This window comes from Natronosalvus rutilus (assembly GCF_024204665.1).
GTDB lineage: Archaea > Halobacteriota > Halobacteria > Halobacteriales > Natrialbaceae > Natronosalvus > Natronosalvus rutilus.
The window spans coordinates 1,634,539-1,660,618 of record NZ_CP100355.1 but is presented as its reverse complement, the minus strand read 5'-3'; the positions used below and the strand labels follow the sequence as shown (position 1 = coordinate 1,660,618).

22 protein-coding genes are annotated in these 26,080 nt (G+C 65.3%); 12 read left to right on the top strand and 10 right to left on the bottom strand.

Translation table 11 applies throughout. The features are described 5' to 3' along the window. Positions 1-50 precede the first annotated feature (50 nt). The gene (gene cdd / locus NGM29_RS07980; RefSeq protein ID WP_254159957.1) at positions 51-443 is read right to left on the bottom strand and encodes a cytidine deaminase; all 393 of its coding nucleotides are present in this window, start codon (positions 441-443) and stop codon (positions 51-53) included. A gap of 126 nt (positions 444-569) precedes the next feature. Between cdd and NGM29_RS07975 the strand changes: the two genes are divergently transcribed. Continuing rightward, entirely contained in the window at positions 570-917 is a 348-nt protein-coding gene (locus NGM29_RS07975) for a winged helix-turn-helix domain-containing protein (RefSeq protein ID WP_254159955.1), read from the top strand. Between the two features lie 60 nt (positions 918-977). Here NGM29_RS07975 and NGM29_RS07970 read toward each other — a convergent pair whose 3' ends face one another. Next, on the bottom strand, positions 978-2,363 hold the full coding sequence (locus NGM29_RS07970) for a phosphohexomutase domain-containing protein (protein ID WP_254159953.1): 1,386 nt from the start codon (positions 2,361-2,363) through the stop codon (positions 978-980). Between the two features lie 153 nt (positions 2,364-2,516). Here NGM29_RS07970 and NGM29_RS07965 point away from each other — a divergent pair, with 153 nt between their 5' ends. Beyond that, the gene (locus tag NGM29_RS07965) at positions 2,517-2,723 is read left to right on the top strand and encodes a DUF2196 domain-containing protein (protein ID WP_254160508.1); all 207 of its coding nucleotides are present in this window, start codon (positions 2,517-2,519) and stop codon (positions 2,721-2,723) included. 217 nt (positions 2,724-2,940) lie between these two features. Continuing rightward, the gene (locus NGM29_RS07960; protein ID WP_254159951.1) at positions 2,941-3,405 is read left to right on the top strand and encodes a methyltransferase family protein; all 465 of its coding nucleotides are present in this window, start codon (positions 2,941-2,943) and stop codon (positions 3,403-3,405) included. A gap of 58 nt (positions 3,406-3,463) precedes the next feature. Here the strand turns inward: NGM29_RS07960 and NGM29_RS07955 are convergent, their stop codons facing one another. The 5 genes from NGM29_RS07955 to NGM29_RS07935 form a co-directional block, all read right to left on the bottom strand. Beyond that, positions 3,464-4,099: a phosphoribosyltransferase gene (locus NGM29_RS07955; RefSeq protein ID WP_254159949.1), complete on the bottom strand. Its 636-nt coding sequence runs from the start codon at positions 4,097-4,099 to the stop codon at positions 3,464-3,466. Positions 4,100-4,128: 29 nt separating this feature from the next. Continuing rightward, on the bottom strand, positions 4,129-5,364 hold the full coding sequence (locus tag NGM29_RS07950) for an ABC transporter permease (protein ID WP_254159947.1): 1,236 nt from the start codon (positions 5,362-5,364) through the stop codon (positions 4,129-4,131). Then, the gene (locus tag NGM29_RS07945) at positions 5,361-6,116 is read right to left on the bottom strand and encodes an ABC transporter ATP-binding protein (protein ID WP_305882369.1); all 756 of its coding nucleotides are present in this window, start codon (positions 6,114-6,116) and stop codon (positions 5,361-5,363) included. The genes NGM29_RS07950 and NGM29_RS07945 overlap by 4 nt, the downstream gene beginning before the upstream one ends. A 120-nt stretch (positions 6,117-6,236) precedes the next feature. Next, entirely contained in the window at positions 6,237-8,300 is a 2,064-nt protein-coding gene (locus tag NGM29_RS07940; protein ID WP_254159945.1) for a right-handed parallel beta-helix repeat-containing protein, read from the bottom strand. A 452-nt stretch (positions 8,301-8,752) separates the two neighbouring features. Next, positions 8,753-9,703 carry a hypothetical protein gene (locus tag NGM29_RS07935; protein ID WP_254159944.1) on the bottom strand — a complete coding sequence of 317 codons (951 nt, stop codon included), beginning with the start codon at positions 9,701-9,703 and terminating at the stop codon, positions 8,753-8,755. 409 nt (positions 9,704-10,112) lie between these two features. Here NGM29_RS07935 and mfnA point away from each other — a divergent pair, with 409 nt between their 5' ends. Both mfnA and NGM29_RS07925 read left to right on the top strand, forming a co-directional pair. Next, positions 10,113-11,198, top strand: a complete 1,086-nt coding sequence (gene mfnA, locus NGM29_RS07930) for a tyrosine decarboxylase MfnA (RefSeq protein ID WP_254159942.1) — start codon at positions 10,113-10,115, stop codon at positions 11,196-11,198. A gap of 218 nt (positions 11,199-11,416) precedes the next feature. Further along, positions 11,417-12,802, top strand: coding sequence for an MATE family efflux transporter (locus NGM29_RS07925; protein ID WP_254159941.1), 1,386 nt, complete (start codon positions 11,417-11,419; stop codon positions 12,800-12,802). Positions 12,803-12,891: 89 nt separating this feature from the next. Here the strand turns inward: NGM29_RS07925 and NGM29_RS07920 are convergent, their stop codons facing one another. Beyond that, positions 12,892-14,223, bottom strand: coding sequence for a sodium-dependent transporter (locus tag NGM29_RS07920; protein ID WP_254159939.1), 1,332 nt, complete (start codon positions 14,221-14,223; stop codon positions 12,892-12,894). 304 nt (positions 14,224-14,527) lie between these two features. Here NGM29_RS07920 and metG point away from each other — a divergent pair, with 304 nt between their 5' ends. The 7 genes from metG to NGM29_RS07885 all read left to right on the top strand — a co-directional run bounded on the left by metG (position 14,528) and on the right by NGM29_RS07885 (position 22,776). Next, positions 14,528-16,687, top strand: coding sequence for a methionine--tRNA ligase (gene metG / locus NGM29_RS07915; protein WP_254159937.1), 2,160 nt, complete (start codon positions 14,528-14,530; stop codon positions 16,685-16,687). Between the two features lie 185 nt (positions 16,688-16,872). Then, positions 16,873-17,325, top strand: a complete 453-nt coding sequence (locus NGM29_RS07910; RefSeq protein ID WP_254159935.1) for a response regulator — start codon at positions 16,873-16,875, stop codon at positions 17,323-17,325. 154 nt (positions 17,326-17,479) lie between these two features. Next, a complete protein-coding gene (locus NGM29_RS07905; protein ID WP_254159933.1) occupies positions 17,480-18,553 on the top strand; it encodes a hypothetical protein in 1,074 nt (357 codons plus the stop codon). Next, positions 18,550-19,041, top strand: a complete 492-nt coding sequence (locus tag NGM29_RS07900) for a hypothetical protein (RefSeq protein ID WP_254159931.1) — start codon at positions 18,550-18,552, stop codon at positions 19,039-19,041. The genes NGM29_RS07905 and NGM29_RS07900 overlap by 4 nt, the downstream gene beginning before the upstream one ends. A 106-nt stretch (positions 19,042-19,147) precedes the next feature. After that, on the top strand, positions 19,148-19,828 hold the full coding sequence (locus tag NGM29_RS07895) for a hypothetical protein (protein ID WP_254159930.1): 681 nt from the start codon (positions 19,148-19,150) through the stop codon (positions 19,826-19,828). A 21-nt stretch (positions 19,829-19,849) separates the two neighbouring features. Beyond that, positions 19,850-21,031 carry a hypothetical protein gene (locus tag NGM29_RS07890; RefSeq protein WP_254159929.1) on the top strand — a complete coding sequence of 394 codons (1,182 nt, stop codon included), beginning with the start codon at positions 19,850-19,852 and terminating at the stop codon, positions 21,029-21,031. Positions 21,032-21,084: 53 nt separating this feature from the next. Next, entirely contained in the window at positions 21,085-22,776 is a 1,692-nt protein-coding gene (locus NGM29_RS07885; protein WP_254159927.1) for a spermidine synthase, read from the top strand. A gap of 152 nt (positions 22,777-22,928) precedes the next feature. Here the strand turns inward: NGM29_RS07885 and NGM29_RS07880 are convergent, their stop codons facing one another. After that, entirely contained in the window at positions 22,929-24,074 is a 1,146-nt protein-coding gene (locus NGM29_RS07880; protein ID WP_254159925.1) for a phosphotransferase family protein, read from the bottom strand. A 125-nt stretch (positions 24,075-24,199) separates the two neighbouring features. Next, positions 24,200-26,065 (bottom strand): ATP-binding protein, encoded by a 1,866-nt coding sequence (locus NGM29_RS07875; RefSeq protein ID WP_254159923.1) that lies wholly within the window; start codon positions 26,063-26,065, stop codon positions 24,200-24,202. Positions 26,066-26,080: the final 15 nt, after the last annotated feature.

Sequence of the window (26,080 nt, the reverse complement as noted above, 5' to 3'; positions counted from 1 at the left end):
CCCGCTCTCCTTTCGCCCTCTCTTGCTTTCTCCCTCGCTCGACCCTCGCCTCACTCGAGCATCTCTTCGGTGATCGTGTTCGGCAAGAGTTCCCCGAGCGTGTACTCACTCGGCGGGTCATCGTCGCCCTCGTCACAGCAGACGACGAGGTCGTCGTCGGCGAACTCCGCGAGTGTCTGGCGGCACATTCCACAGGGGGTGACGCCGTCGCGACGACCCGAACTGACGGCGAGTCGGACAAAGTCGCGATGGCCGTTCTTGACGGCTTCGGCGATCGCGACCTCCTCGGCGTGGAGGCTGTTACTGTAGTTCGCGTTCTCGAGGTTGCAACCGACGAAGACCTCGCCGTCAGCGGTCTCGAGCGCCGCGCCGACGGGGTACTTGGAGTAGGGGACGTGGGCTCGAGACTGGACGTCGCGGGCGGCCTCGATGAGTGAATCCATGGCTGTGGCCCACGGTTCGGCGGGGAGGTATCAAAGCGTTTCGTCGGGATTTCAGCCCCTGCCAGCGATTCCCACCGAGTGGGAGCCACTGGCGGGAGGTATGTGATCACAGGGTGACGATTATGTATGAGCCAGCTAGCAACCGACGGACATCCGTGCGGTATCAGCGACGGGGAGGGTGGCTGCAACCCCGAGCGTATCGTCTCCCTCCTCTCCGAGGACACCGCTCGCGAGCTGTATCGCTACACGGACGGCCCAACGACCGTCAGCGAGTTCGCAGAGGCACTCGAGCTTCCGCTCAGCACGACTTACCGAACCGTCTCCCGACTCGAGGACGCCGGACTGTTGCGCTCGGTGAGTCGGACCGATCCAGCGAAGTACGTCCGTGCGGCCGAGCACGTCTCCGTGAGCTACGATGAGCCGATCCGGATCACGTGCGTGCGTGGTGGATTGCCGCTGTACTGCGATCTGTAGACCCAATCGCTCTGCTTTTCGCTTTGCTCTTTTCGCCCTTCCAGAAGCCCCACGGCAGCGTTATCGGTGGTCGGCCACCGCCGACTCGATCACGTCACGCGCGTCCGAGACGAGCGCGTCGACGTCGTCGCTCTCGGCGTACAGGCGGACGTAGGGCTCGGTCCCGCTTGGGCGGACAAGCAACCACGACGCGTCGGGGAACTCGAGGCGGACCCCGTAGTCGGTGTCGACCGTCGCGTCCTCGAACGCCGCCGGCAGCGTCGACTCGAGGGTCGCCATCGCGGGGCCTTTCGCGGACTCCGGGCAGTCGACCGAGACCTTGCGGTAGGGTCGTTCGGAGACGGGTTCGCGCAGGGCCTCGAGCGACCCGGCCTCGAGGGTGAGCGCGCCGACGACGGCCGCGCTGGTGACGCCGTCGATCCAGCCGCCGGAGGCGGTGTGGATGTGTTTCCAGGGTTCGGCGGCGAAGACGACTTCGGTGTCCCCCGCGGTACCGTCTCCGGCAGCCGCTGCCTCGACCCGGGCGATGCCCTCGTGGAGCGAGCCCAGTCGAATTCGCTCGACGCGGCCGCCGGCCTCACGAACGCGCTCGTCGATTCTGGCGGAGGCGTTGGGCGTCGTGACGACGACCGGGTCGCCCGCGTCGCTCGTTTCGGCGTAGTGGGCGGCGACGACCGCCAGGATCGTGTCCTCGTGGACGACCTCGCCGTCGCCGTTCAGGACGACGAGTCGGTCGGCGTCCCCGTCGTGGGCGAGCCCCAGGTGGAACGAGCCCTCGGCCAGGAACGCCGAAAAGTCCGTCAGCGTCTCCGCGGTGGGCTTGCTCTCCCGGGCGGGGAAGTGGCCGTCGACGGTCGCGTTGATCGCCACCACGTCGGCGCCGAGGACGTCGAGCACCTGTGGGGTCGCCAGCGCGCCGACGCCGTTACCGCAGTCGACGGCGACCGACAGCCCCGCGAGCGGGCGGTCGTCCTCGGCGGGGAACCGCTCCCGGACGTAGTCCACCACGGCCTGCCGGTACCTCTCGAGGACGTCGCCGCGTCGCGGCTTCCCCCACTCGTCCCACGGGGCGAGGTCGGGCGTTTCGACGACCGATTCGATCGCCTTCTCGGCCTCGCGGTCGTACTCGACGCCGTCGACGAACAGCTTGATGCCGTTGTCAGCGGGTGGATTGTGACTCGCCGTGACCATGACGCCGCGACGCCCCTGGGAGGTGAACGCGAGCGCGGGCGTCGGCACCTGGCCGACGCGTTCGACGTTCGATCCGGCGCTCTCGAGGCCGGCCTCGAGCGCGGCGGCCAGCGCGGGGCCGGTCTCCCGGCCGTCCCGACCGACGACGAAGGAGTCACCCGGCGAGCCGGCGGCCTGACCGACCGCGAGCGCGAGCGACGGCGTCACCGTGTCGGCGACGGGGCCGCGAATACCTGCGGTTCCAAAGAGGGTCATGCGGGTGTGTTGCTCGAGGAGGTACTTAGCGACACCGTCTCGAGGAGTTTCGTTGGCCGGCGTCGGCACCGTTACGAACCCCGCCGTCCTCTCCTCCCGTTCGGTGCGACTGCAGGCACCACGCTTTTTGACGTCACCGATGGACCCTCGCGTATTTCCGACGAACGTCCGTCAGCCACCGAACTCAGGCAGGGAATGACCGTTCGAATCGTCCGGGGCGACCAGGACGTCCAGTCGACCGACCAAGAGCCGATCGTCGGCGAGATTGGCACGGTCATTGGCGACGACCCGGACGGGACAGAAGCCGAGCTAAAGAACGGGGCCGTGGGACACGTCCTCGAGGTCGTCCCCGACGCGTAGAGTCGAGCAGGATCGAAGTTCGAAACCGTCTCGAACCACTTCTCGCGTAGCCACGAACGTGCCGACTAATCGACCATTTCACTCTCTATCAACCACGATCGAGTAACTGCTTCGTGGCGAGACCCAACGCAGGATTCGGTAGAACGTCTCCTCGTAGCACCGAGTGTCTGCATCTATGGAGACTCTCTACTTGTAGTCTGGCACCCTGTTTTACGACGTGAGTACGGAGCAAAGAGGGAGGTGGCGATGGGCGAACGTCCCCGTCCCCGAATCGCACGTTTCCGGGCTACTCGCAGGGATGGTCGCCCACGCACTGAATCCGGTTCGGTTGCTCGAGAACCAGCGACTCGCTCGGTCCGCTGGCTGGGGATTGACCGGGATCGGCCTGCTGATCATCGGGTGGGCGGTTCGAACGGTTGGTGAACTGGAACTGAACGGTGGGAAGCCGACGGCGCTCGTGACGACCGGACCGTACGCGTTCAGTCGCAACCCGATGTACGTCGGGTGGACAGCGTTGTATCTGGGGATCGCATTGCTTCTGAACACCGCGTGGCTGCTCGTCGTACTCCCGGTCGTGCTGTCTACCGTTCACTTGGTCGTCCGACGCGAGGAACGTTCGCTGGAACGTGAATTCGGGGACGTGTATCGTGCCTACCGGCGCGACGTTCGTCGGTATCTCTAGACGAGGGATGCACCGTCGATGAGGAACGAATCGGCAAACGTCAAGTACATCCGTTCGGTCAGGACCGATCCAGATACGCCATCGCCTCCTCGTCGCTCACCTGGTCGAACCGGCGGTAGAACTGACCGACCGCGCGGAAGCTCGCCGGCGTCTGGAGGGCGACGACCGCGTCCGCTTCGTCTTCGAGCCTGGAAATAGAATCCGGCGAGCCGACGGGAACGGCGAGGGTGACGTGGGCCGCACCCGCCTCACGTACCTGGCGCAGACAGGCGATGGCCGTCGCCCCCGTTGCGACCCCGTCGTCGACCACGACGACGCGCTTTCCCTCGAGGTCGGGAAGCGTTCCTGCCTCGCCCTCGTCGCGGTAGCGAGCCGCCTTCGTCGCCGCGTTTTCGGCTTCCTGCTCGCGCACGTCCTCGAGGTAATCGCTGGAGACCGAGAGGTGCTCGACGAGCGAGTCGTTGAGCCAGACCGCGCCGTCGCTCGCGACGGCCCCGATGGCGAGTTCGGGGTTCGACGGCGCGCCCATCTTTCGCGCGACGACGACGTCGAGGTCGGCTTCGAGCGCGTCGGCTACCGGTCGGGCGATGGGAAGGGCTCCACGCGGAATGCCGAGGACGACGTCGGCCTCGACGCCCCGTCGTTCGAGTTCGGTGGCGAGCTGGTTCCCGGCGTCGGCTCTGTCCGCGAACATGGATACAGGTACGGGCTCGAGTGACTTGGTTATTCGCGGCGGAGCGCCTCGATCGGATCGACCCTGGCCGCCCGCCAGGCGGGGTAGAGCCCGGACAGCACGCCGACGCCAACGCCGACTGCGACCGCGATGGCAATCCACTCGAGCGGGTACACCATCGGCCACCCGAGAACCGAGACGGCCAGGTAGCCGACTCCGACGCCGAGGGCGACGCCGAAGACCGCGCCGACGGCGCCGAGAATCACCGACTCGACGAGGAACAGCTGGACGATATCCCGTTTTCGGGCACCGACAGCCTTCATGATCCCGATCTCGCGGGTTCGTTCGGTCACGCTGACGATCATGATGTTGGCGATGCCGATCGAGCCGACGACCAGCGAGATGGCGGCGATGCCGCCGATGAAGACCGTGAGCTGGTCGATGATGCCGGTCACCTGATCGATCGCGTCCTGGATCGTCTGCACCTCGATCCGATCCCCGTCGTTCTTGAGTTCTCGTGCGTCCGCGTCGCTCTCGAAGTACTCGACGACGTCGTCCTGGACCGGGTCGACGGTCTCGAGCCCGCTCGCCCGAACCTCGAGCGTCGGATAGGCCCGCTCCGTCGTTCCGCGTGGCGTCTCGACCGTGACGTTGTAGTGGGACTCGAGGGGCAGGTAGACTGCGGGCTGAACGGGTTGCCCCGTGAGGTCCTCGTCGACGACGCCGACGACGGTGACGGTGGTCCGCGAGCCGTCCTCAAGGGCGACCGTCAGTTCGTCGCCGGTCGTTACGTTCTCCTCGAACAGTTGCGCGGCACCGGTGTTGACGACGGCCTCGTCGCCCCCGGTGAAGGTCTCGCCCTCGGTGAGCGTGTACAGGTCGTCGTCCTCGAATCGCTCCCCGCTGGTCGCGATGGCCGTGAAACTGCCGGTGACGCGGTCGTCCCCGCGGGTTAACTGGACGGCCGAGAGGTCCCCGAGCGGCGCGACGTAGGCGACGTCGTCCATGGACTCGATGGTCTCGACGTCGGTTTCGGTGTAGATCGGCGAGTCGACGATCATGATGCCGGTGCCCGCCTCCGGCGAGGTCTGGGTCTGGACCTGCATGATTGGCGCGTTCTCCTCGCCGACGTCGCCGAGGATGTCGTCGGTGAACGCGCCCCCGAGGATCATGAACGTGATGACCGAGGCGATGCCGATGATGACGCCGAGGGTGGTCAGCGTCGAGCGAAGTTTGTGCCCGGCTATCGACCGCCAACTGATGCGGAAGCTCTCCCGGAGGTTCATCGATCTCCCTCCGCGCCATCGGTGCCGGACGGCTGGCCATCGAAGTGCTCGATCTCGTCGATTCGGCCGTCGACGAGGTGGACGATCCGATCGGCGTGTTCAGCGACCGATCGCTCGTGGGTCACCATGAGAATCGTCCGGCCGGCCTCGTTGAGGGCGCGAAAGAGGGCCATGATCTCAGCCCCCGTCTCGGTGTCGAGGTTTCCAGTCGGCTCGTCCGCGAGGACGAGCGCGGGTTCGTTCGCGAGCGCGCGGGCGATGGCGACCCGCTGGCGCTGGCCGCCCGATAACTCGTTCGGCGCGTGGTCGAGTCGATCGCCGAGGTCGACCCGCTCGAGCAGCGAGCGCGCCCGGTCTCGCCGGCTCTCGTCGACGGCGTCGTGAAACACCATCGGGAGGGTGACGTTCTCGGTAGCGGTCAGCCGGGGCATGAGATTGAACGTCTGGAAGACGAACCCGATTTCGGTGCCTCGAAGTCGTGCGCGCTCGGTTCCGGCGAGCTCCGCGACGGACGTTCCGTCGATTTCGACGGTTCCCTCGTCCGGCGTGTCCAGGCAACCCAGCAGGTTCATCAGCGTACTCTTCCCCGACCCGCTCGGCCCCATGACGGCCGTGAACGACCCCTCGGGGAGCGCGAGGGAGACGCCGTCGAGGGCGTGGACGGGTTCGCCCAGATGGTACGTCCGACGTACGTCGGTCGCGGCGACGACCGGACCGGAGTCCTGATCGACGGGCGCTTCGGGCATAGACATGCACCCAGGTTGTCATCTACGACGTATTATACTATTGATCTGTCTCCGTAGAATTAGAACGGCCCTCGTTTCGTTCGATCCGCATCGCGTCGTGAGGTACCACCGAATCGCCGAACTGGTTTACTGGTCCCGAGCGTTGTAGACGACGTCGACCTCGGCGTCGCCGAGTAGCGTGAAGTCCTCGAGGTCGCCGTCGAACCAGTAGGCGTCGAGCCAGTTGCCGACGGCGCCGCGGACGGTACGGTCCTCGAGCAGGTCGCCCTCGTCGACCGAGGCGTTTCGATAGTCGGCCTTGCGAACGCACCCGTCCACCTGGAGGGAGTACGTCGACGGACCATCGGCGTTCGTCCCGTCGACGACGAACACGTGGGGGAGGAGTTCGTCGTCGCCGGTCTCGTCGGGATCGACCGTCTCGTCGTTAAGCCGAACCGCCGCCGCACCGTCTGTGAAGGTCACGTCGGTGAGTGCACCGGAGAACCGGTAGCGCTGGCTGCCTTCGAGGATCGAGCTCTGAACGGTCGTTCCCGAGCGGACCGTCACCTCGTCGTCGTCGCCCTCGTACGCGATCGTTCCCTCGACCGTGACTTCGTAGCTCGCGGGCTCGCCGGTGCCCTCGATCTCGAGGACGTTCGGCAGATCCTCGCCGTACTCGCCGGGGTCGACTTCCTCGCCGTTGAGGGAAACGGCACCGGGGCCGTCGACGGTCAGCTGCTCGAGGTCGCCGTCGAAGCGGAACGCGTCCTTCCAGTTCGCGACGGTTCCGTGGACGTGACCGTCCGTAATTGCGTCGGCGTCGTCGATCGTCGCTCTCTCGTAATTCGACGGGACGACCTCGCCGTCGACGACGAACTCGTAGCGGGTGACGTCCGCGTCCGCGCCCTCGACGAGGAGCACGTTCTCGGGGCGGTCGTCGAACTCGCTGGGGTCGATCTCGACGCCGTTGACGCGAACCGCGGCGTCCCCGTCGAGCTGGAGGCTCTCGAGTTCACCGTCGAAGCGGTAGGCGTCGAGGTAGTTCGCGACGATGCCCTCGGCGCTTGACCCGTCGACCGTCGATTCCTCGTCGATCGTCGCCCCCTCGTCCGTGGACGACTCGAGGTCGCCGGTCACGGTGAACGCGTAGTCGGTGGTCGCCGTGGACGCGTCGCGGCCGTCGAAGACGATGACGTTGGGGAGGTCAGCCGAGTCGCGCTGGTCGGTCGCGGATACGATACGGCTCTCACCGCCGGTCGCGTTTCCCGACGCGGCCGCCTCCGCGCTGGTCGGACAGCCCTCGGGAACGACGTCCTCGGGCGACGTGCCGTTGCCCGACTCGAGGTCGATCGAGCCTCCTGCTCGTCTGAAGCCCCCGCTGTAGCCGGTGTCGTACTGCGTGTTCTCCATCCGAACGGTGGAGGAGCCGCCGTTGGCACCGACGACGACCGAGTAGTGCCGGCCGTTCATCGCGAGGTTGCAGTCCTGCACGACGACGTCGCCGGGGGCCCAGGCCCAGATGCCGCGGCCGTCCTTGTGCGCGCCCGTGTTCACGGCCGTGCAGTTCGTGACCGTCCCCTCGCCGAGTCGGAAGTGAGCGACCCAGGAGTCCCGGGAGTAACAGTTCGAGATGTCGACCGTTCCGCCGGCGCCGTTGTATCCCGGCGCGGAGCAGTAAAACGAGTTGTCGCCCATCTCGGAGATATTCACGCGGTCGATCTCGATGTGGCCGCTGTGCTGGGGGGCGACCCACAGACCGACGCCGTGGCGGTGGCCGTCCGTGGCGCCGTCGCCCAGGTAGACGTTCTCGATTCTGGAGGTGCCACCCTGGCGATCGGAGATACCGAAGACGGCGTTCTCGCTCGTGACGCGGCCCTTGATCCCGACGTTTCGGATCGTCCAGTTCGTGCCGTGGGCGGCGATAGTGACCGTTGCCCCGTCGGCGGTGACGTCGACGAGCGTGTTCTCGAGCGTCTCGTTCGACTCGACGCGGATCACTTCACGTTGTCCTGCGGGGACCGTGATCACGTCGTGGTCGGCTGCCGCGGCGTTGCCGGTGGCGGCTGCGAGTGCCGGACCCGCCACCGCGCTCGCGGACGCGAGCTTGAGGTAGCTTCGTCGATCGAGTAACGTGGTATTACCGTCTCGCGGGACGTTCCCGTCGTGTCCCGCAGCCGAATCGTCATCCAGTACCGAAGAGTCGCGTGCCATGCGTTCGGGTAATGCGAGGATACTGGTTTAAATCTTCCGTAGACAACATCCATTGAATTTACAGATAATAACAGCAACCGGAACGTGTGCTTTCGAAAGTAAGAACAATTACTCACAATAGTTTATACGAGCGACGGCGTAACGGACGGCAGTAATTGTATCTTACCGCTCGAGACGCGTCTTGACGGCCGAACGAGACGATAGACTGACTGCCGTGACCTTCATCCACCGATGAACGAACGAGCGACGCCTCGAGCGTAATCCCGGGTTACGACGGGTCGTTGCAGTGACCTATCGAGTGCGGAGGTGGTTTCGGCGTGTTCGAACGAGTTTCGAGTCGCTCGAAGGAGACACTGGAGTGGCAGGTGCCGTCAGAGCGATGAAACGCAGAAAGAGAGTCGCGTTGGCGACGTGGAGGGCCGCTACGTCGCTACGTCAGCAAACAGGGCGACTCAGTTCCCGCTCGCCGCGTCCTCGGCCGTCTCGGGGACGCCGTCGGGAATCGTCGGCTCGGGGTCGTTCCCAACGCCGTCGCCGAAGTCGACGCTCGAGCCGGCAGTCTCGTTGACCCCGCCGTGGAAGTCCGTGCTGTAGTCGGTGTCGGTCACTGTCACCGACGTCCCGCTCCCGTTCGCGCCCGCGTCGATCGCGTAGTTGTGGCCGCCGAGCTTGAGCTGGCAGTTGTCGATCTCGCACTCGCCGGGCGCCCACACCCAGATGCCGCGGCCGCCGTAGCCGTCGCGGTCGACCTGGACGCTCGAGTTCGTGACGGCGCTGCCCGCCGAGCCGATTCGGAAGTTCGCCACGTAGTTGTTCGCGGCGTAGCACTCGTCGATGTGGATCGTGCCGCCACCCTTGCCGGCCGGCGCGGAGGCGTAGATGCCGTTGTCCGGGAAGTTCTGGACGTTGACGTTCTTGAAGTCGATGTGGCCGCTGTGCTCAGGAGACACCCAGAAGGCGGTCTCGTCGGTGGCTTCCGAGCCGTGAATCGCACCGTCGGCCACGTACACGTTTTCGATGGTCGAGGTATTGCCACCCTGGTCGGAAATCCCGAAGGCTGCGTCGGGGCTTCCAACGTCGAACTCACCCTTGATACCGACGTTGCGGATCGTCCAGTCGGTCGCGTGGGCCGCGATGGTTACGCGCGCGCCCTCAGCCGTACAGTCGAACAGGACGTTCTCGAGCGTCTCGCCATCTCCGACGGTGACCTGGTGGTCCTCGCCGGGGTCGAGGGTCACTGTTTCGTAGTCGCTCTCTGCCGCCGCGGCGTCAGCAACGCCACCGAAGACGCCCGCTGCGACCGCGGCCGTCGCGATCGATCGAACGTAGGAACGACGGCTTACCAGTGAGTTTCGAAGGGTAGTCGAAGATTCAACGTCGGTAGTGGGGGACTTCTGCGCCATGCACTTGCGTAACCCCGCCTTTCGCACATAAACTTTTTCTTATCACACTCATTAAATTTACGTAGTTTACTTCGAACTGTTGGGTTCGTTCACGTATTTTTGAACGATTAGTCGTGGTTCGAAGAGTTTCAGAGACGATCGACCATCGGACTGGCACGCGAATAATGGCTCGTTACCGTCGATTTGGGCCGTGTGCGTCGATGGGCTCGTCTCGATACCGCCGTTTTCCGTCCGGAACGTTCGTACGTACTCGAGAATTACCCGGTGAAACAGTCCGGGATTTTTCGGTTTCGGCGCTTCCCACCGTCTCCGACCAGCCGACGAACCAGCTCACACTCGCCTCGACACCGCCCCGCGCGTACGAACAAGAACGACAACCACTAAACCGCCGACTCTCCTCCACAGAGGTATGCGAGCCGAGCCGCAGTCGTTCGACCGGGTACTCTCCTCTATGTGCACCGAGCCACACCCGGTCGCTCGCGAGGCCGCCGTCCGCTTTCTGGCGACCAACCCCGGCGATCCCGGCACCTATCCGCAGGTTTCGGAACTCGAGCGCGAGGCCGTCTCGCGCCTCGGCGACGTCGCCGGACTCGCCGAGGCTTCTGGGTACGTCGCCAGCGGCGGCACCGAGGCGAACCTCCAGGCCGTCAGAATCGCCCGCGAGCGCGCCGACGATCACCGTCCGAACGTCGTGATGCCCGAGTCCGGCCACTTCAGTTTCCGAAAAGCCGCGACCGTGCTCGAGGTCGATCTCCGCGTCGTTCCGACCGACGACGACCACCGGGCCGACCTCGAGGCCGTTCGCCAGGCCGCCGACGAGGAGACCGCCCTGGTCGTCGGCGTCGCCGGGTCGACGGAGTACGGACGCGTCGATCCCATCCCGGAACTCGGCGAGGTCGCCCGAGCAGTCGACGCGCTCTTTCACGTCGACGCTGCCTGGGGCGGCTTCGTCCTCCCGTTCACGGACTACGAGTGGAACTTCGCGCACGCGAGCGTCGACACGTTGACCATCGACCCGCACAAGATGGGCCAGGCGGCCGTCCCCGCGGGCGGCCTCCTTGTCCAGGACGAGACCCTGCTCGACGAACTCGCCGTCGACACGCCCTACCTCGAGACGACCTCGCAGGCGACGCTCACCGGCACGCGGTCGGGGGCGGGCGTCGCCAGCACGGTCGCCGCCCTCGAGGAACTCTGGCCCGGCGGGTACGCCGCCCAGTACGAGCGCTCGCAGGCGAACGCCGAGTGGCTGGCCGGCGAACTCGAGGCGCTCGGCTACGACGTCGTCGAGCCGACGCTCCCGCTGGTCGCAGCGGACGTGTCGACGCCGACGTTCGAGGCGCTTCGTGAGGCTGGCTGGCGAATTTCACGGACCGGATCGGGCGAACTGCGCGTAGTGTGTACGCCGCACGTGACGCGAGCGATGCTCGAGGCGTTCCTCGCGGACGTAGCCGAACTGACGCCGCAGGCGACGGCACCCGTCTCGAGTTGCGACTGAGGTAGATCGGCTCGAGTATCGCGTTCACGCAATCTCACGGGACCTCTTGTCGACGACACTCCCATTCTCGAGTCACCCGTCCCGAACTGGTCCCCGACTGTCCGGCGGAGACGGGGCCGTTCGCTCGAGGGGCGGGTACTCGCCGGACGAGACGGTCGTCCGACCGTTTCGCCGCGACCGGGGGGCTGTTAAGCGTCGACGTCCCGTTCGTCAAGTAGATGCTCCGAGTCGACGAGAGCGTTCGGCAGGTCTGGCGGCGAGCGTTGCGCCTGGGCTGGCCCGTCGCTGTCCAGCAGACGCTGACGACCCTGATGCGGACCGTCGACGTCATCGTCACCGGCCTGTTTTCGCCCGCGGCAGTCGCCGCGGTCGGCCTCGCGGACCTCTACGGGCAACTGCCGCTCCGGATCGGCCTCGGCCTCGGAACCGGCGCGATCGCGCTCTCGAGCCAGGACACGGGCCGTGGCGCGGAACGCACGCGCGACCGGGCGATCACCCAGGCACTTCTCATCGGTGCCCTCTGTGGCATCCCCCTCGCCATCGCCGGGCTGGTCGCCAGCCACTGGATGATCGCCGTGCTCGGGGCGGAATCGGCGGTCGTCCGTCTCGGTGGGCTCTACCTGGCGATCGTCTTCGCCGCGGCGCCGATGCGCATCATTGGTCTCGTCGGGGCGAACGCGTTACAGGGCGCGGGTGACACGCGGACGCCGATGGTCGTCAACGGCGGGGCGAACGGGCTCAACGTCGTGTTGACGGTCGCGCTCGGACTCGGCGTCTGGATCGCCCCCGACATGGGAATCGTCGGCGTGGCCGTCGCAACGGCGGCCAGTCGAACCGTCGAGGCTGGCGCAGTCGTCGCGGCCATCGCGAGCCCCTGGACACCGGTTTCGCTCGCTCGACCGCGGGACCTCACCATCACCCGCCAGCTATTCGCCGTCAGCCTACCGAACGTCGCTGAGGGGATGAGTACGTCGCTCGCGAACTTCCCGTTCAACGCCCTGATCCTCCTGTTCGGCACCGAGGCGAACGCGGCCTACCACATCGGTCGCCGCATCTATCAACAATTTACGGGCCCGTTGTACCGCTCAAGTTCGACCGTCTCGAGCATCATCGTCGGCCAGACGCTCGGCGAGGGCGAGCCCGCGGCGGCGCGTCACGCCGCCCGGTCGATTCTGGCCCTCGGGATCGTGACCCTCGGCATTTCGGGCGTCCTGTTGTTCGCGGCCGCGCGACCGCTCGTGTGGGTGTTCACGCGCGATCCGTTGACTGCGAGCTACGCCGTCGAGTTCACCCGCGTATTCGCCGTCTCGATGCTGTTCTTCGGGATCTTCTTCCCCATCGCCGGCTCCCTGCGCGGGGCCGGCGACACGCGGACGCCGTTCTACGCTCGACTGACGGGGACGGTCGTCTTCATGCTCGGCGGCTCGTACCTGCTCGGGGTCACCCTCGAGTACGGGCTCCCCGGAATCTACGTCGGTATCGTCCTGTCCTACGTCTGCTGGGCAGCGGTGGCCCTGGCCGGGTTCCACTGGGGCGACTGGACCGGCCTCGCCGCCTCGATGATGGCCGAACGGGCCGAGACGAGCGGCGGCAGCGACGACTGAGTGGGGAGAATCGAGCGACTGATCGGCGCCACCTCGAATCGAGACTCACGGGCGAACGGGCGCTGGAAAAGTAACGTCGACTCAGACCGTCAGAAGAACGTGGTCTGCAGGAACTCCACGTACTCCTGGATCGCGAGCGCCAGCGTGACGAGGAGGGCGATCGGCACGACGTACCGAACGACGTTGATCCAGTAGGTGTCGAATCCGCCATTGCCGCCACGCCCCTGGCCGAGTTCCTCGAGCGCGTCGGAGGCGAACACCCATCCGATGAACAGCGAGAGCACGAGCCCGCCAGCGATCAGCAGGATGTTGTTCGCGAATTTGTCGTAGGCGTCGAGGTAGTTCAGGTCCATCGCCGTCGGCAGGCCGATGACGAAGATGATCGCTGCCAGCGCCAGCGTCGCCGGAACGCGTGCGATGTCGAAGGTATCGACCACGTACGAGACCACCATTTCGAGGATGCTGAACGCGCTGGTGAGCGCAGCGACCGCCAGCATGATGAAGAAGACGCCGCCCACGAGATGGCCGGCGGGCATGGTCTCGAACGCGGCCGCGAGACTGATGAAGACGGCGCCAGCCCCGCCACCGTCTTGCACCAGATCCTGGCCCTGAGAGGCGAGGAACGGGAAGGTGACCAGCCCCGCCAGGATCGCGATGAACGTGTCGATGGCAACGATGATGAGCGAGTCGTTGAGCAGATTTCGATCTTCGCCGAGATAGGAGGAGTAGGTGATCATGACACCCATCCCGAGTGACAGCGTGAAGAACGCCTGTCCGGCCGCGGCGGGTAGAATGTTCACGGCATCGGAGGCGAACGTGTCGACGTTCGGCGAGAGGTAAAACTCGTACCCCGGGCCGGTGTCGGGTAGCGTGGCGGCGTAGACCGCGAGGATCACGAGGAGCACGATGACGCTCGGCACCATCAATTTGGCCGCTCGCTCGAGGCCGTCACGAACGCCCAGCGAGACGATGCCGGCGACGAGCGCCATGAAGATAGCGTGGTAGATTATGGCATTCGTGCCGGACGCCGTCTGCACGAAGAACGCTCCCGTGTCGCCGGTGTACCCGCCCGAAAAGCTGGCCACGATGTACTGGAGCACCCACCCGCCGACGACGCTGTAGTACGAGAGGATGATGAAGCCCGCTAACGCGCCGATGGCTCCCGCGAACTTCCAGGACGGGTGGCCAAGGCGTCTGAACGCGCCGACCGGATTCCGTTCCGACCGTCGCCCGATGACGAACTCAACGAGCATCACGGGGAGGCCGATGAGCGCGACGAGAGCCAGGTAAACGACGACGAACACGGCGCCACCCGATTCACCAGTCAGGAAGGGGAACCGCCAGATGTTTCCAAGTCCCACTGCGCTACCGACAGCGGCGAGGATGAACCCCGTCCGCGTTGCCCAGGTATCACGTACCATGGGTGTGCGTTTCCAGGTAATTGATTAAATACCTATTGAACTACCATCGACGCAGTCTGTCGATAGACTATTTATTAAGTTATGACACGAACGCCTCCTGATTGGTGAAGGTACCGATCACTGACGACCGCACCGTCGACCATCACGGAATTGATTCTCGAGCAAGCCTGATCTCAGAGGACTCGCAGTCGGTCCAACACGCATCGCGGGTACTGCCTCGACGGCCGCTCGAGCCGGCAGGAATTGCCCCCTCCGCGCGGCGAAAACCGGCGGGTTTTACGCCCGCGGGCGAGTGGTGACGAGTATGAGCCACGACGACTTCCCGACGGACCGCCCCGCAGTGGTGACCTGCGGGTTGCCCTACGCCAACGGCAACCTTCACATCGGTCACCTCCGCGGCTACATCGGCGCCGACGCGTTCAACCGCGCCCTCGAGACGCTGGGCCAGGAGACGGCCTACGTCAGCGGCTCGGACATGCACGGCACGCCGATCGCCGTCACCGCCGAAAAGGAGGGCGTCGACCCCGAGGAGTTCGCCCTGCGATTTCACGAACGGTACCTGGAGACGTTCCCGAAGTTCGACGTCGACTTCGACAACTACGGCCACACCCACGACGAGACGAACGTCGAACTCACCCAGGAGATCGTTCGCACCTTGGACGAGGAGGGGTACGTCTACGAGGACGAGGTGCTGGTCGCCTACGACCCGAAAGCCGACGACTACCTGCCCGACCGCTACGTCGAGGGCACCTGTCCCTACTGCGGCGCGAAGGCCCGCGGCGACGAGTGCGACGAGGGCTGTCAGCGCCACCTCGAGCCGGGCGAAATCGAGAACCCGACGAGCGTCCGCACGGGGAACCCGGCGGAGTACCGCGAGCGAACCCACAAGTTCTTCCGCGTCTCAGAGTTCGCCGACTACCTGACGGAATTCCTGGACGGCCTCGAGGGCACCGACAACGCCCGTAATCAGCCTCGCCAGTGGATCGAGGAGGGACTCCAGGACTGGTGTCTCACCCGCGACATGGAGTGGGGGATCGACTATCCGGACACCGACATCGGCGACGGTGGTGCCGAGGACATCGTGCTCTACGTCTGGGTCGACGCGCCAATCGAGTACATCTCGAGCACGAAGCAGTACACGGAGCGCGTCGGGAGCGACGAGTACGACTGGGAGCGCGTATGGAAGGACGATGGGGAAATCGTCCACGTCATCGGTCGAGACATCATCCAGCACCACACCGTCTTCTGGCCGGCGATGCTCGAGGGCGCGGGCTACAACGCCCCCCGAGCGGTGGCCGCGACGGGCTTCATCACCATCGACGGTAAGGGGCTCTCGACCAGCCGGAATCGCGCCATCTGGGCCAGAGAGTACCTCGAGGAGGGATTCCACCCAGACCTCCTGCGGTACTACCTGACGACGACCGGCGGCCTCCAGCAGGACATCGACTTCACCTGGACGGCCTTCCAGGAGAAGGTCAACGGCGAACTCGTCGGGACGATCGGCAACTTCTGGTACCGCTCGCTGCTGTTCGCCCAGCGGAATTTCGAGGGGACGCCCGACGCAGCCGTTTCAGATGAGGTCCGGGAACGCATCGAGGGCGCCATCGGCGAGTTCCGCGAGGCGGTCAACGACTACTCCCTCCGAAACGTCGGCCTCGCCGCGACCCGCCTCGCCCAGTTCGGCAACGAGTACATCCAGCGCAACGAGCCCTGGAAACTCGAGGACGGCGACCCCGAGCAGGCCCAGGTCATCCGCGACTGCGTCCAGATCGCGAAGGCCGTCGGCGTCCTGCTCGAGCCGATTGCCCCCGGCAAGGCTCAGGCGCTCTGGGAGCAACTCGGCGAGGACGGCGCGGTCGCTGACACCCACCTCAAGGACGCCCTCGAGGCGCCGCCGCGGACCTTCGGGGAACCCGGCGAGCTCTTCGAGAAAATCGAGGACGAGCGCGTCGAGGCACTCGAGACGAAGCTCGAGGAGAAGATTGCGGCCGCCGCTGAAGACGCGGATTCGAACGAGGGCGAGGAAACCAAAACCGAAACCGAAAGTGACGAACCCGGCGAGCGCGAAGATGGCGGCATGAGCGACGCAGACACCACGGAAGCGGACGCCGACGCTGACACCAGCGACCTCGAGCCCCTGCTCGAGGATCGAATCGGCTTCGAGGACTTCCAGGAACTGGACATCCGCGTCGGCCGAATCGAGGCCGCCGAGGGCATCGAGGGCGCCGACGACCTGGCTCGCCTCGAGGTCGACATCGGCTTCGAGACCCGCCAGGTCGTCGCCGGGATCAAGCGACTCCACGACCTCGACTCGCTGCCGGGGACGAAGTGCGTCCTGCTGGCGAACATGGAACCCGCCGAACTGTTCGGCGTCGAGTCGAACGGCATGATCCTCGCGGCTGGCGAGGAGGCGGACCTGCTGACGACCCACGGCGACGCCGGGCTCGGCGAGAAGATTCGATAGCGCCGCTGACTCGAGGGGAACCGATCCGACCTGAGGAGTCGTCTTTTCGCCGGATTCAGGAGAAACGGCGTGTTGACGCCAGAATCGGGTGCTGATCGAACCAGTTTCATCTGCTCGAGACCAGAATCGGGTGGGCGCACTCGAGTAACGAGGCGGTTATACCGTCTCGACGTTTACGCTCCGCAATGAGTGCGAAGGAAGCGGGGACGGAGGAGCCAATCACGATCCTGCTGGTCGAACCGAACCCGGGCGATACGCGACTCTTCACGGAATCGCTGCACGAGGCGAAACTCGCGAACCGTCTGTACACAGTAACTAACGGCGAAGACGCGCTCGATTTCCTCTATCAGCGAGGGGAGTACGAATCGAACTCCTGCCCGGACCTCATCTTGCTCGAGCCGCAGTTACCGGGGAAAAGTGGAATGGAGATCCTCTCGGAACTGAACGACGAGCCGGCGCTCGCGGAGATTCCGGTCGTCGTTCTCACGGGATCGGACGCCGAAGAGGACATCGTCAGGTCACAGGACGTCGACGCGGACCACTACATCCAAAAACCGGTCGCCCCAGACGACTTCTTCCAGTTCGTTCGATCGATCGAGGACTTCTGGTTCGCGATCGTTCAGGAACCCACCAGCTAGGGCCGAGGTCGCTCTCCTGGTGTCGCTGCCGGATGCTTCGACACTCGAGGTTCCGTCCACCGCTCGTCCTCAACGTTCATCGCTCGTCGGCGGATAGCACACGCAAGGCCAAATGACACGGGCGAGATCATTGTATATCTTCACGGATACTATCATGGTCGCCCAGAAACACAGTCGAGATGACAGGCCGTCCGCCGAGCGCGAGACCTCGAGGGGTGACGTCGGCCGTGATCCGTCGGCCGTCACCCTCGCCGAGGAGGGCGACGAGCCCAGGACGCTCCTACCGGACGGCGGCGAAGCAGAGACAAAGACAGACGACTCTTCCGGTTCCGACGACGGAACCGCAGATTCCGAAGACGACGATGACTCGAGCGACGCGGCGGACGAGTCCGAAAGCGCCGACGAAGAGACTGACAACGGAGAACCCGACGACTCCGAGGATCAGGACGGTTCGGCTGACGACGACGAAGAATCCGAAAACGGTGACGGTGAAGGCGACGAAGCGGACGAGGGTGACGGCGAGAGCGAGGGAGAGGAAGAAGCGGGAGGCGAGAGCGAGGAACCCGGCGAAGAACACGACCGCGACGCCGAGGAGGTCTACGAGAGCGAGGACGCCACCGGCGTCGCTCACCTCGACCTGGACGGCCTCTTTCTGGACGTCCTCGGGCTCGAGGTGAACCTGAACGAAGTGACCCTCGACGTCTCGGCCCGACCGGGCGACAACAACCTTCTCGGTAACCTGTTGTCGTCGGTAACTGGCCTCCTCGATAGCCTGGGGTCGCCGCTCGAGAGCATCTCGAACGCACTCGGGAAGATCCCAGGCGGGCTCAAGAGCGCCGCGACCGGTCTCCTCGGCGGACTGCGGGACCGACTCGGCGGACTCCTGCCCGGAATCGGTTCGGGCGAGGGTGACGGCGACGAAGACGAGGAAGCCGAGGACGGCGAGGAAAGCGAGGGCGGCGTCCTCTCTTCGATCGCCGACTGGTTCCGCGGCATCGGCCGTTCGATCGTCGACACCCTTCGCAACCCGCTCGAGCGAGCCATCTCCTCGCTGCCGATTGAGAAGGTACTCGCGACGATCGTCCGGTCGGTCCTCGAGCAGGTGATCGAACGGCTGGAAGCCGCGTCGGAAGGCGACGGCGACGAGAGCGCCGAGGAATCGGATGACGAAGAGGGGAGTCAGGACCAGGATCAGGAGCAGGAGCAGGAAGCGGAGGCAACTGCATGACCGACGACACACTGACCCAACGCGTCGACGTGGACGAGATCATCGACGGCATTGACTTCGAATCGCTGCTCGAGGGCACCTCCCTCGAGGACGAGTTCGACTCGGAAGAACCGATCGGGCCCGAGTTAGGCGGACTCATCGGTGCGACAGTCGGTCGGACGGTCGGCAAGGAGGTCGGCCGACTGCTCGGCGACGTCCTCGTGGATTCGATCCTCGAGAGCGACGAGGAGGAATCCGAGGAGACGGACGACGCTGACGAGTCGGCGGAAGACGAGGCCGAATCGGACGAGGCGGCCGACGGTGAGAACGATGAAGACGGTGGTGAAGCCGGCGAGTCAGACGAGGAGTCGACGGGTGAGGAGAGTGAGGGCGGCGAAGACAGCGATGACGGCGAAGCAGACGGGGGCAGTGAGGACGGCGAGGGTAGCGAGGATAGCGAAGACAACGAGGACGACGCTGACGCCACTGACGAAAATGACGAGTCGTGACGAACCCCCCCGTGATCAGCGGACGACTCGAGGGCAACTGCCACTCGAGGCGGATCGACGAAAGAAGCGGATCAACAACCGTCGCGCCGGCCACGGAGGGATCTGAATGAGCGACGACCCCACACTGCAGGAAATCGTCGTCGAGGAAGCCCTCGACTACGTCGACATCGAGTCCGTCATCAACGGAGACGGCGTCGGCGACGAACTCGAGGCCGGCGAAATCGGCGCCGCCGCCGGCGCCCGAATCGGCGAGCGGTTCGGTCGTTCGATCGGCGAACGCCTCGGCGGGGCGATCCAGGAGACGGCTACCGACGCGATCGAAGAGGGCCTGAGCCTCCGGACGTTCCTCGAGGAACTCGTCGTGTCGCTCCGGAACGCGATCGCCGCCTGGCTCGAGGAGTTCGGCCAGGAGGGGTTGGCCGAACGAGTCGCCGCCGGTGAGGCGGAAGGCGACGCGAAGGAGGAGAGCGCTACCGACGACGCGCTCGAGGAGTCCGACGAGGGCGAGGAGGGGGACGAATCCGACGACTCCACGACCGAGGACGGAGAATCCGATTCGGGCGAAGAAGGAGAGACAGAAACGGACACCGAAGCGATCGTCGAGAACGGTCCACCCTCCCTCGACACGCTCGAGGACCTGCGCCGGGAGACCCTCGAGGACGTCCTGGAGATGCTCTCCTACCGGGACCTCCAGTCGGTCGCGAAGGACGTCGGCGTGAAGGCGAACCTCAAAGGTGATGAAATGCGCGAGCAGATCGTCGACGCCGTGCTCGAGGACGAAACCTGACCGGAACGGAGCGTATTACCCATGACTACAGAAACGGACGACCGCATCACGAAACTATTGACCAACGCTCGAGCGGCGCTCGACGACCTCGGTATCCGCGAGACGGCGGACGAAAGCGATGCGGACGACGAGGCCGGCGGTGACGGCGGTGACGGTGGTGACGAGAGGCGACCACTCGAACTGACCGCCGACCTCGAAGGTGGCGCCCAGGACGGTCTTCCAGAGCCGATTTCGTCTACCGACCTGCCGTCGCTCGCGGAGGAAGCACACGAACTCGTCGAGGAGGGTGACGTCCAGTCGCTGCTCGAGCGCGTCGGCCTGGATACGCTTCCCGACGGCTCCGCCCCGTCGTCGCTCCCGGAGGCGATCGCGAACGGCGACCCTGGCCAGGTCGCCACGCTGCGGGCTCTCCAGCGGTTGGCCTCGCTCGCTGACCCCGATCCCGATTCAGATCCCGACCTGGACGACGCGGACTCGCTCGAGGAGACGGTGCTGGATCTGTACGGCCTCCTCACGAAGAGCGTCGCGGTCGAGACGGGTGACGAGGAGGCCAGCGAGGCCGACACCGAGGCGAGCGACGACGCCGATGAACCCGACGAGGAGGAGGGTGAAGCGGCTGGAGACGAGACGGACGAGGACGAGTCGGGCGAAGACGAGATGGACGAGGAAGGCGAAGCGGATCAGAAGGACGAAGACGAGACGGACGAAAGCGAGGAATCCACGTCGGAGTCCGATAGTGAACCAGCGGAAGCCACTGACGAGACTGACAGCGACGAAACTGACGAGGCCGACGAAACTGACGGCGACAGCGACCTCGAGGACTCCATTTCGTCTGCGCTCAAGGATGCAGTCGGCGGGTTCGGTGACGAAGTCGAATCCCTGAAAGCGGGGCTCGAGGCAGCGGGGCTCGGTGACGACAAGGAGGCGGATGCCGAGGACGAAGCAGATACTGAGGACGAGGAGGCAAATGGAGACGATACCGACGAGGAGAACGGCGATGAAAGAGACGAGGCCGACGACGCCGAAGAAGACGAAGACGAAGATGACAGCCTCCTGAGCACCGGAGACGACGGCGGCCCCTTCGGCGGCTCGAGCAGCCGCCGCAGGCGCGGGACGATGTACTCGACCGTCGCCCGCTCGCCCTCGAAACGGGCGGACATGAAGGCGACGACTCGTCACTCGACGATGCCGAAACGAAACTGAGGCCGTCGATCGATCCAACAGGTACTCGTCAGTGGACCCACTTTGGGCGGCTAATGGACGTTTCACGGGCGCTCGAGTCGACGAAATTCTCGAAACCCGAACTCGCCGTCTTCGTCTCCGGCGTCGTCAGCATGGGTCTCGAGATCCTCGCGCTGCGCATCGTCGCACCGCAGTTCGGGAGTCACATCTACACGGTCGGCGGCCTGCTGACGGTCTTTCTGGCCGGACTGAGTCTGGGCTACTGGCAGGGTGGGCGAGCGGCGGAGCGAGCATCGAACAGCCAGATGCGATGGTTGCTGTTCGCCACGGCAATCTACATCGCGATCATCATCTACACGAGCGATATGTTGCTGTACGCGACGGCAGCCATCCCGCTCTCGCCGCGGTACGCCTCGCTCCCGTCGATCATCATCCTCTTCGGGCCGCCGACGTACCTCCTCGGGTTCATCAGCCCCTACGCGGCGGAACTGTCGGCCAAGGAGGGCATCGGTGAGGCCTCCGGGCACGTGTACGCGCTCGGCACCATCGGGAGCATCGTCGGCTCCGGCGTGACGACGTACATGCTCATACCGTCGCTGTCGATCACGCAGATCAGCCTCTTCTTCGGGTTCGTGCTCGTCGGAACCGCTGTCGTCGTGTCGCTTCCGCGGCCGTCGAGGCGGACGCTCGCCATCGTTACCGTCGTCTCGCTCCTGCTGGTCGGTGCCGCCACCAGTAGCTCCATCGGCCTCGACCCCCGTGGCGACGTCGTCTACCAGACCCAAACGCCACACCAGCAACTCGAGGTGGTCGACAATGGCGACGTCCGAACGCTATACCTCGACGACACGCGCCACAGCGCGCGCGACCTGAACGATCCCGACCGGCACGTCTTCGAGTACACGCGGTACTTTCACCTGACGATGCTCATGGCCGAGAGTCCCGAGTCGGTCGACCGGGTGCTGTTCATCGGGGGTGGCGGCTACACCGGTCCGCAGGACTTCGAGCGCCAGTACGACGTCAAGATCGACGTTGTCGAAATCGACGAGGAGGTGACCACCACTGCCGAGACCTACTTCGGCCTCGAGCAGTCAGAGGACCTCCAGGCCCACACCGTAGACGGGCGATCGTTCCTCCAGAACAGCGACGAGACCTACGACGTGATCGTCCTGGACGCGTTCAAGCGCGACCAGGTCCCCTTCGAGTTGACGACCGTCGAGTTCATGCAAGTGGTCGACGACCACCTGAGCGAGGACGGCGTCCTCATCTCGAACGTCATCTCCGCGCCCAGCGGCCCGGCCTCACAGTTCTATCGCGCCGAGTACGCGACCATGGACGAGGTCTTCCCGCAGGTGTACAGCTTCCGTACGTCCGATACCGGAGCAGTCCAGAATATCCAGGTTGTCGCGACCAAGAACGCCACGCGCTACTCGGAAGCCGACCTCCAGGCGCGAAACCGGAACACCGGCCTCCCGATCGACCTCTCCGGGGAGATTGAGAACTACATGGCCGAACCGAACACCAACGACGTGCCGGTGCTCACCGACGACCGGGCGGCGGTCAACGAGTTGCTCGACCCGATGCTCGGTCAGCAGTACGTGATCGAGGAGACGGCCGACGACGGGGCGTCCGGGGCGCGTTCGGGGTCGGGTCCGGAGTCGAGTAACGGCACCGACGAAACGAACGACACTGACGGCACGACCTCGAGCGAAGGCGATACTGGCGGAAACACTTCGAGTCTGACGCCGCTCGCGCGAGCGTCGTAGTCGTTCGTCGCGGTCGGTTATCGCGCCTGTCTTCGCGTCGGCCTTGCCGCTCGCCACGCCGTCTACGGTCGACCTTCATCCTCGAACCGGTACCTGCTACCCGTAACCCGCGATACCGGCGGTTTCTTGAGAATTCGAGAGTGTCGACGTCGCTACAGCGGGAACTCGCCGCCGACAATACCGTCCGCCATCAGCGACGCGTACTCGACGTATGGCTCCCAATCCGACGCATCCCCGACCTCGAGTCGGTCTCGATGGAGGTCCTCCCACACGACCGCGAGCGAGAACGCCGCGAGCGCCCGATAGAACCGCTCGTGCTCCAACGTGAATCCCGTCGCCGCTTCGTAGCGAGCGACCAGGTCCCACCGACTGGGGCTCCCGGGTTTCGCCGTGAACGGGCTGAGGCCGCGCTCGTTTTGCTCCCGTAATTGTTGGAGCGCGCCCTCGTGTTCGTACCCGTGTCGCGCCTCGAGCGCCTCGAGCGACGGTCGCCAGTCGTTCGCGTCTCGCCACCGGAGCAGCAGGTAGCCGAGGTCGATCAGCGGGTCGCCGAGCGCGGCCGTTTCCCAGTCGAGGACGCCGGTGATTTCGGGTCGGTCTGTGCCAGCGAAGAGCACGTTTCCTGGTCTGAAGTCGCCGTGGACGAGCGTCGTCCTCGTCTCCGTCGGCGCGTGTTCCTGAAGCCACCCGGCAACTGACCGGAGCGTCGGCACCTCGTGACCCGTCACCTGGACCGTCTCCTCGAGTCGTTCCACGGCGCGGTCGACGCGGGCCCGCGGCGTCAAGCAGTGACAGACGTCCGCGAACGGCTCTGGGTCGACCACGTGAACGTCGGCGAGCGTCTCGACGAGTCGTGCAGCCACCCGTTCTCGTGACTGCGGCGTCCGAAAGCGCTCGGGGAGGTCCTCGCCGAGGGGAATCGGTTCGCCCTCGAGTGCAGTCATCAGGTAGAACGGATCGCCGAAGATCGATTCGTCATCGCCGTACAGAATGGGAGCCGGCGCCGGTATCGCAGTTTCGCGAAGCCGCTCCATCACCGCGTACTCCCGTCGCAGGTCGTTCATGTAGCTTGCATCTCGCAACTTGTTCGGCTTTCGCAGCACGTACGGGCCGCTGGCGTCGTCGGTCGACACCTCGAGAATCAGATTGAGGCCGTCGTCAACGACCTTGAGTCCGGTCATGCTCGTCCCCAGTTCGGCGGCGAGGACGGACTTGAGTCGGTCGACGTCGATGTCCACGTCGCCGCCGGTGTCTACGTCGTCCTCGTCGCCGTCGACATTCACGTCGCTGTCGTTCATACGACGATCACTCCCCGATTTTTAAAAACACTCCCGGATGTGTGGTTGTGATTCTCGAGCAACACAAACTATACGTTCTATAGCCATTTGCGCACCACAACCGCTGGACCAGTCGACGACGCCGCTCACTCGGCGTCCGCTTCGAGTGCGGACTCTCTGTCGACCGCGGATTCCCTGTCGAGTGCGTCGAGCAGTCCTGGCTCGAGGGCGTAAGTCCCGTCTGCCCGGCGGTCGACGACGTCGCGGGTTCGGAGTTCCGAGAGGAGGCTCTGGACGGCGACGGGCGAGCGGCCGACCGACTCCGCCGTCGCGGTCGTCGAGAGCGGTCCGTCGATGGCGACCGTCTCGATGACGCGCCGAGCGGTCGGTTCGTCACACCGGGAGTCGTCGCAGGCCGCCGTGACGCGAGTCGAAATCTCCTCGAGGGCCAGCAGGTCCTCGATGGTGTCGCGCTCGTCGGGGATCATCATGTCGAGGTCGATCGGTCCCGTCGCGGGGTCGTCAGCCGCACCGGTCTCGAGGATGTCGTCCTCGCTCGCGTCGGCGACGGGCGTGTAGCCGAACGTGAGGTCGTCGCCGTCGGCGTGGAGGATCGGCGTCTCTTCTCCCTCCTCCGCTTCCGATTCCACCTTCTCGGCAACGTTTCCGTCACCGTCGACTGTCGCCCCCTCGTTGGCACCGCCGTCTACTACCCCTTCGCCACCCGAATCCGCGGGCTCGAGCCACAACTCGAGTTCGCGACAGCGCTCGCGAAGCTCGTCGTTCTCGGCCTCGAGACGCTCGAAGTCGTCGTCTCGGTTCTCGAGTTCCCGTTCACGTGCCGCGAGTCGCTCGCGGAGGTCGTCGTTCTTCGCTTCGAGTTCATTGCGCTCGGCTTCGAGTTCCTCGATCCGTTCCTCGAGGTCGACCAGTTCGTCGTGCAGTCGGCGCATGTCGCCGCCCGTCTCTGGAAACGTCGTCTGGACGGGTTCGGCCTGGGAGAGCGCGTCGGCCATCTGCCGGGCGGCCTCTGAGACGTCTCGCGCCGAGGAGAGTTCGTCCTCGAGGGTCTCGATCCTGGAATCTTTCCGGTCGAGGCGCTTCTCGAGTTCGTCGATGCGGTCCTCCTCGCGATCCTTACGCTCGGAGATGGTCTGGAGGTCGTCGACGAGCGCGTCGGAGACGGACTTGAGTTCGGGACGCTCGAAGTCGTCCAGGCCGGGGGTCGCCCCGGCGTCGAAGGTGCGCTTGCGCCGGAACTGAATCTTGCGGACGCCTGCGTCCATCCAGTCGGTCTGGATGAACGCCTGGCCGTCGTCGAGTTCCGAGACCAGCTCGGCGTACTTCGAGTCGATGATCCGTCCGACGACGTTGGTGTCGTTCTCCCAGGTGAGTCGGTGCCAGACGAGCCAGTTCGCCTGCGTGATGAAGTCCTTCTTGACGTCGGCGGGGCGCTGGCTGATCCCCAGGATGCCCAGCCCGTGCTTGCGCCCGCGCTTACCGATCTTGATCAGCAGTCGGCCGGTCTCGCCGAGGCCACCGCCCTCGGGGATGTACTCGTGGACCTCTTCGACCACCAGCAGGAACGGCTTTTTCAGTTTCTTCTCCTTGACGAACAGCTGTCGGGCGGTCTCTCGCAGGAGTTCGTCGGCCTCCTCCTCGTCAAGGTAGCCCGAGACGTCGAGGATGACGGGAACGTTCTCCTCGAGCGCCAGCGAGGCCATCTGCTCGGCGTGTTCGGGACCGATCTGGATGTCACACTCCTCGTCGGCGCCCGCGTGGAGCATCTCGTACTCCTCTTTCAGTCCGTAGTACTCGCCGTCGGTGTCGACGATGAGCAGCGGAAAGCCGGCCTCGAGGAGTTCCTCGGCGATCACCGACGCCGTGTTCGACTTCCCCGATCCGGATTTCCCGGTGACGAACCCGCGACCGGTCAGCAACTCGACGACGGGGAGCGTCACGTCGGTGCCGTCGGTCGCTTCGCCGACCGTCACCTCCCGCGTCTCGCTCACCGTCTACTCACCCCG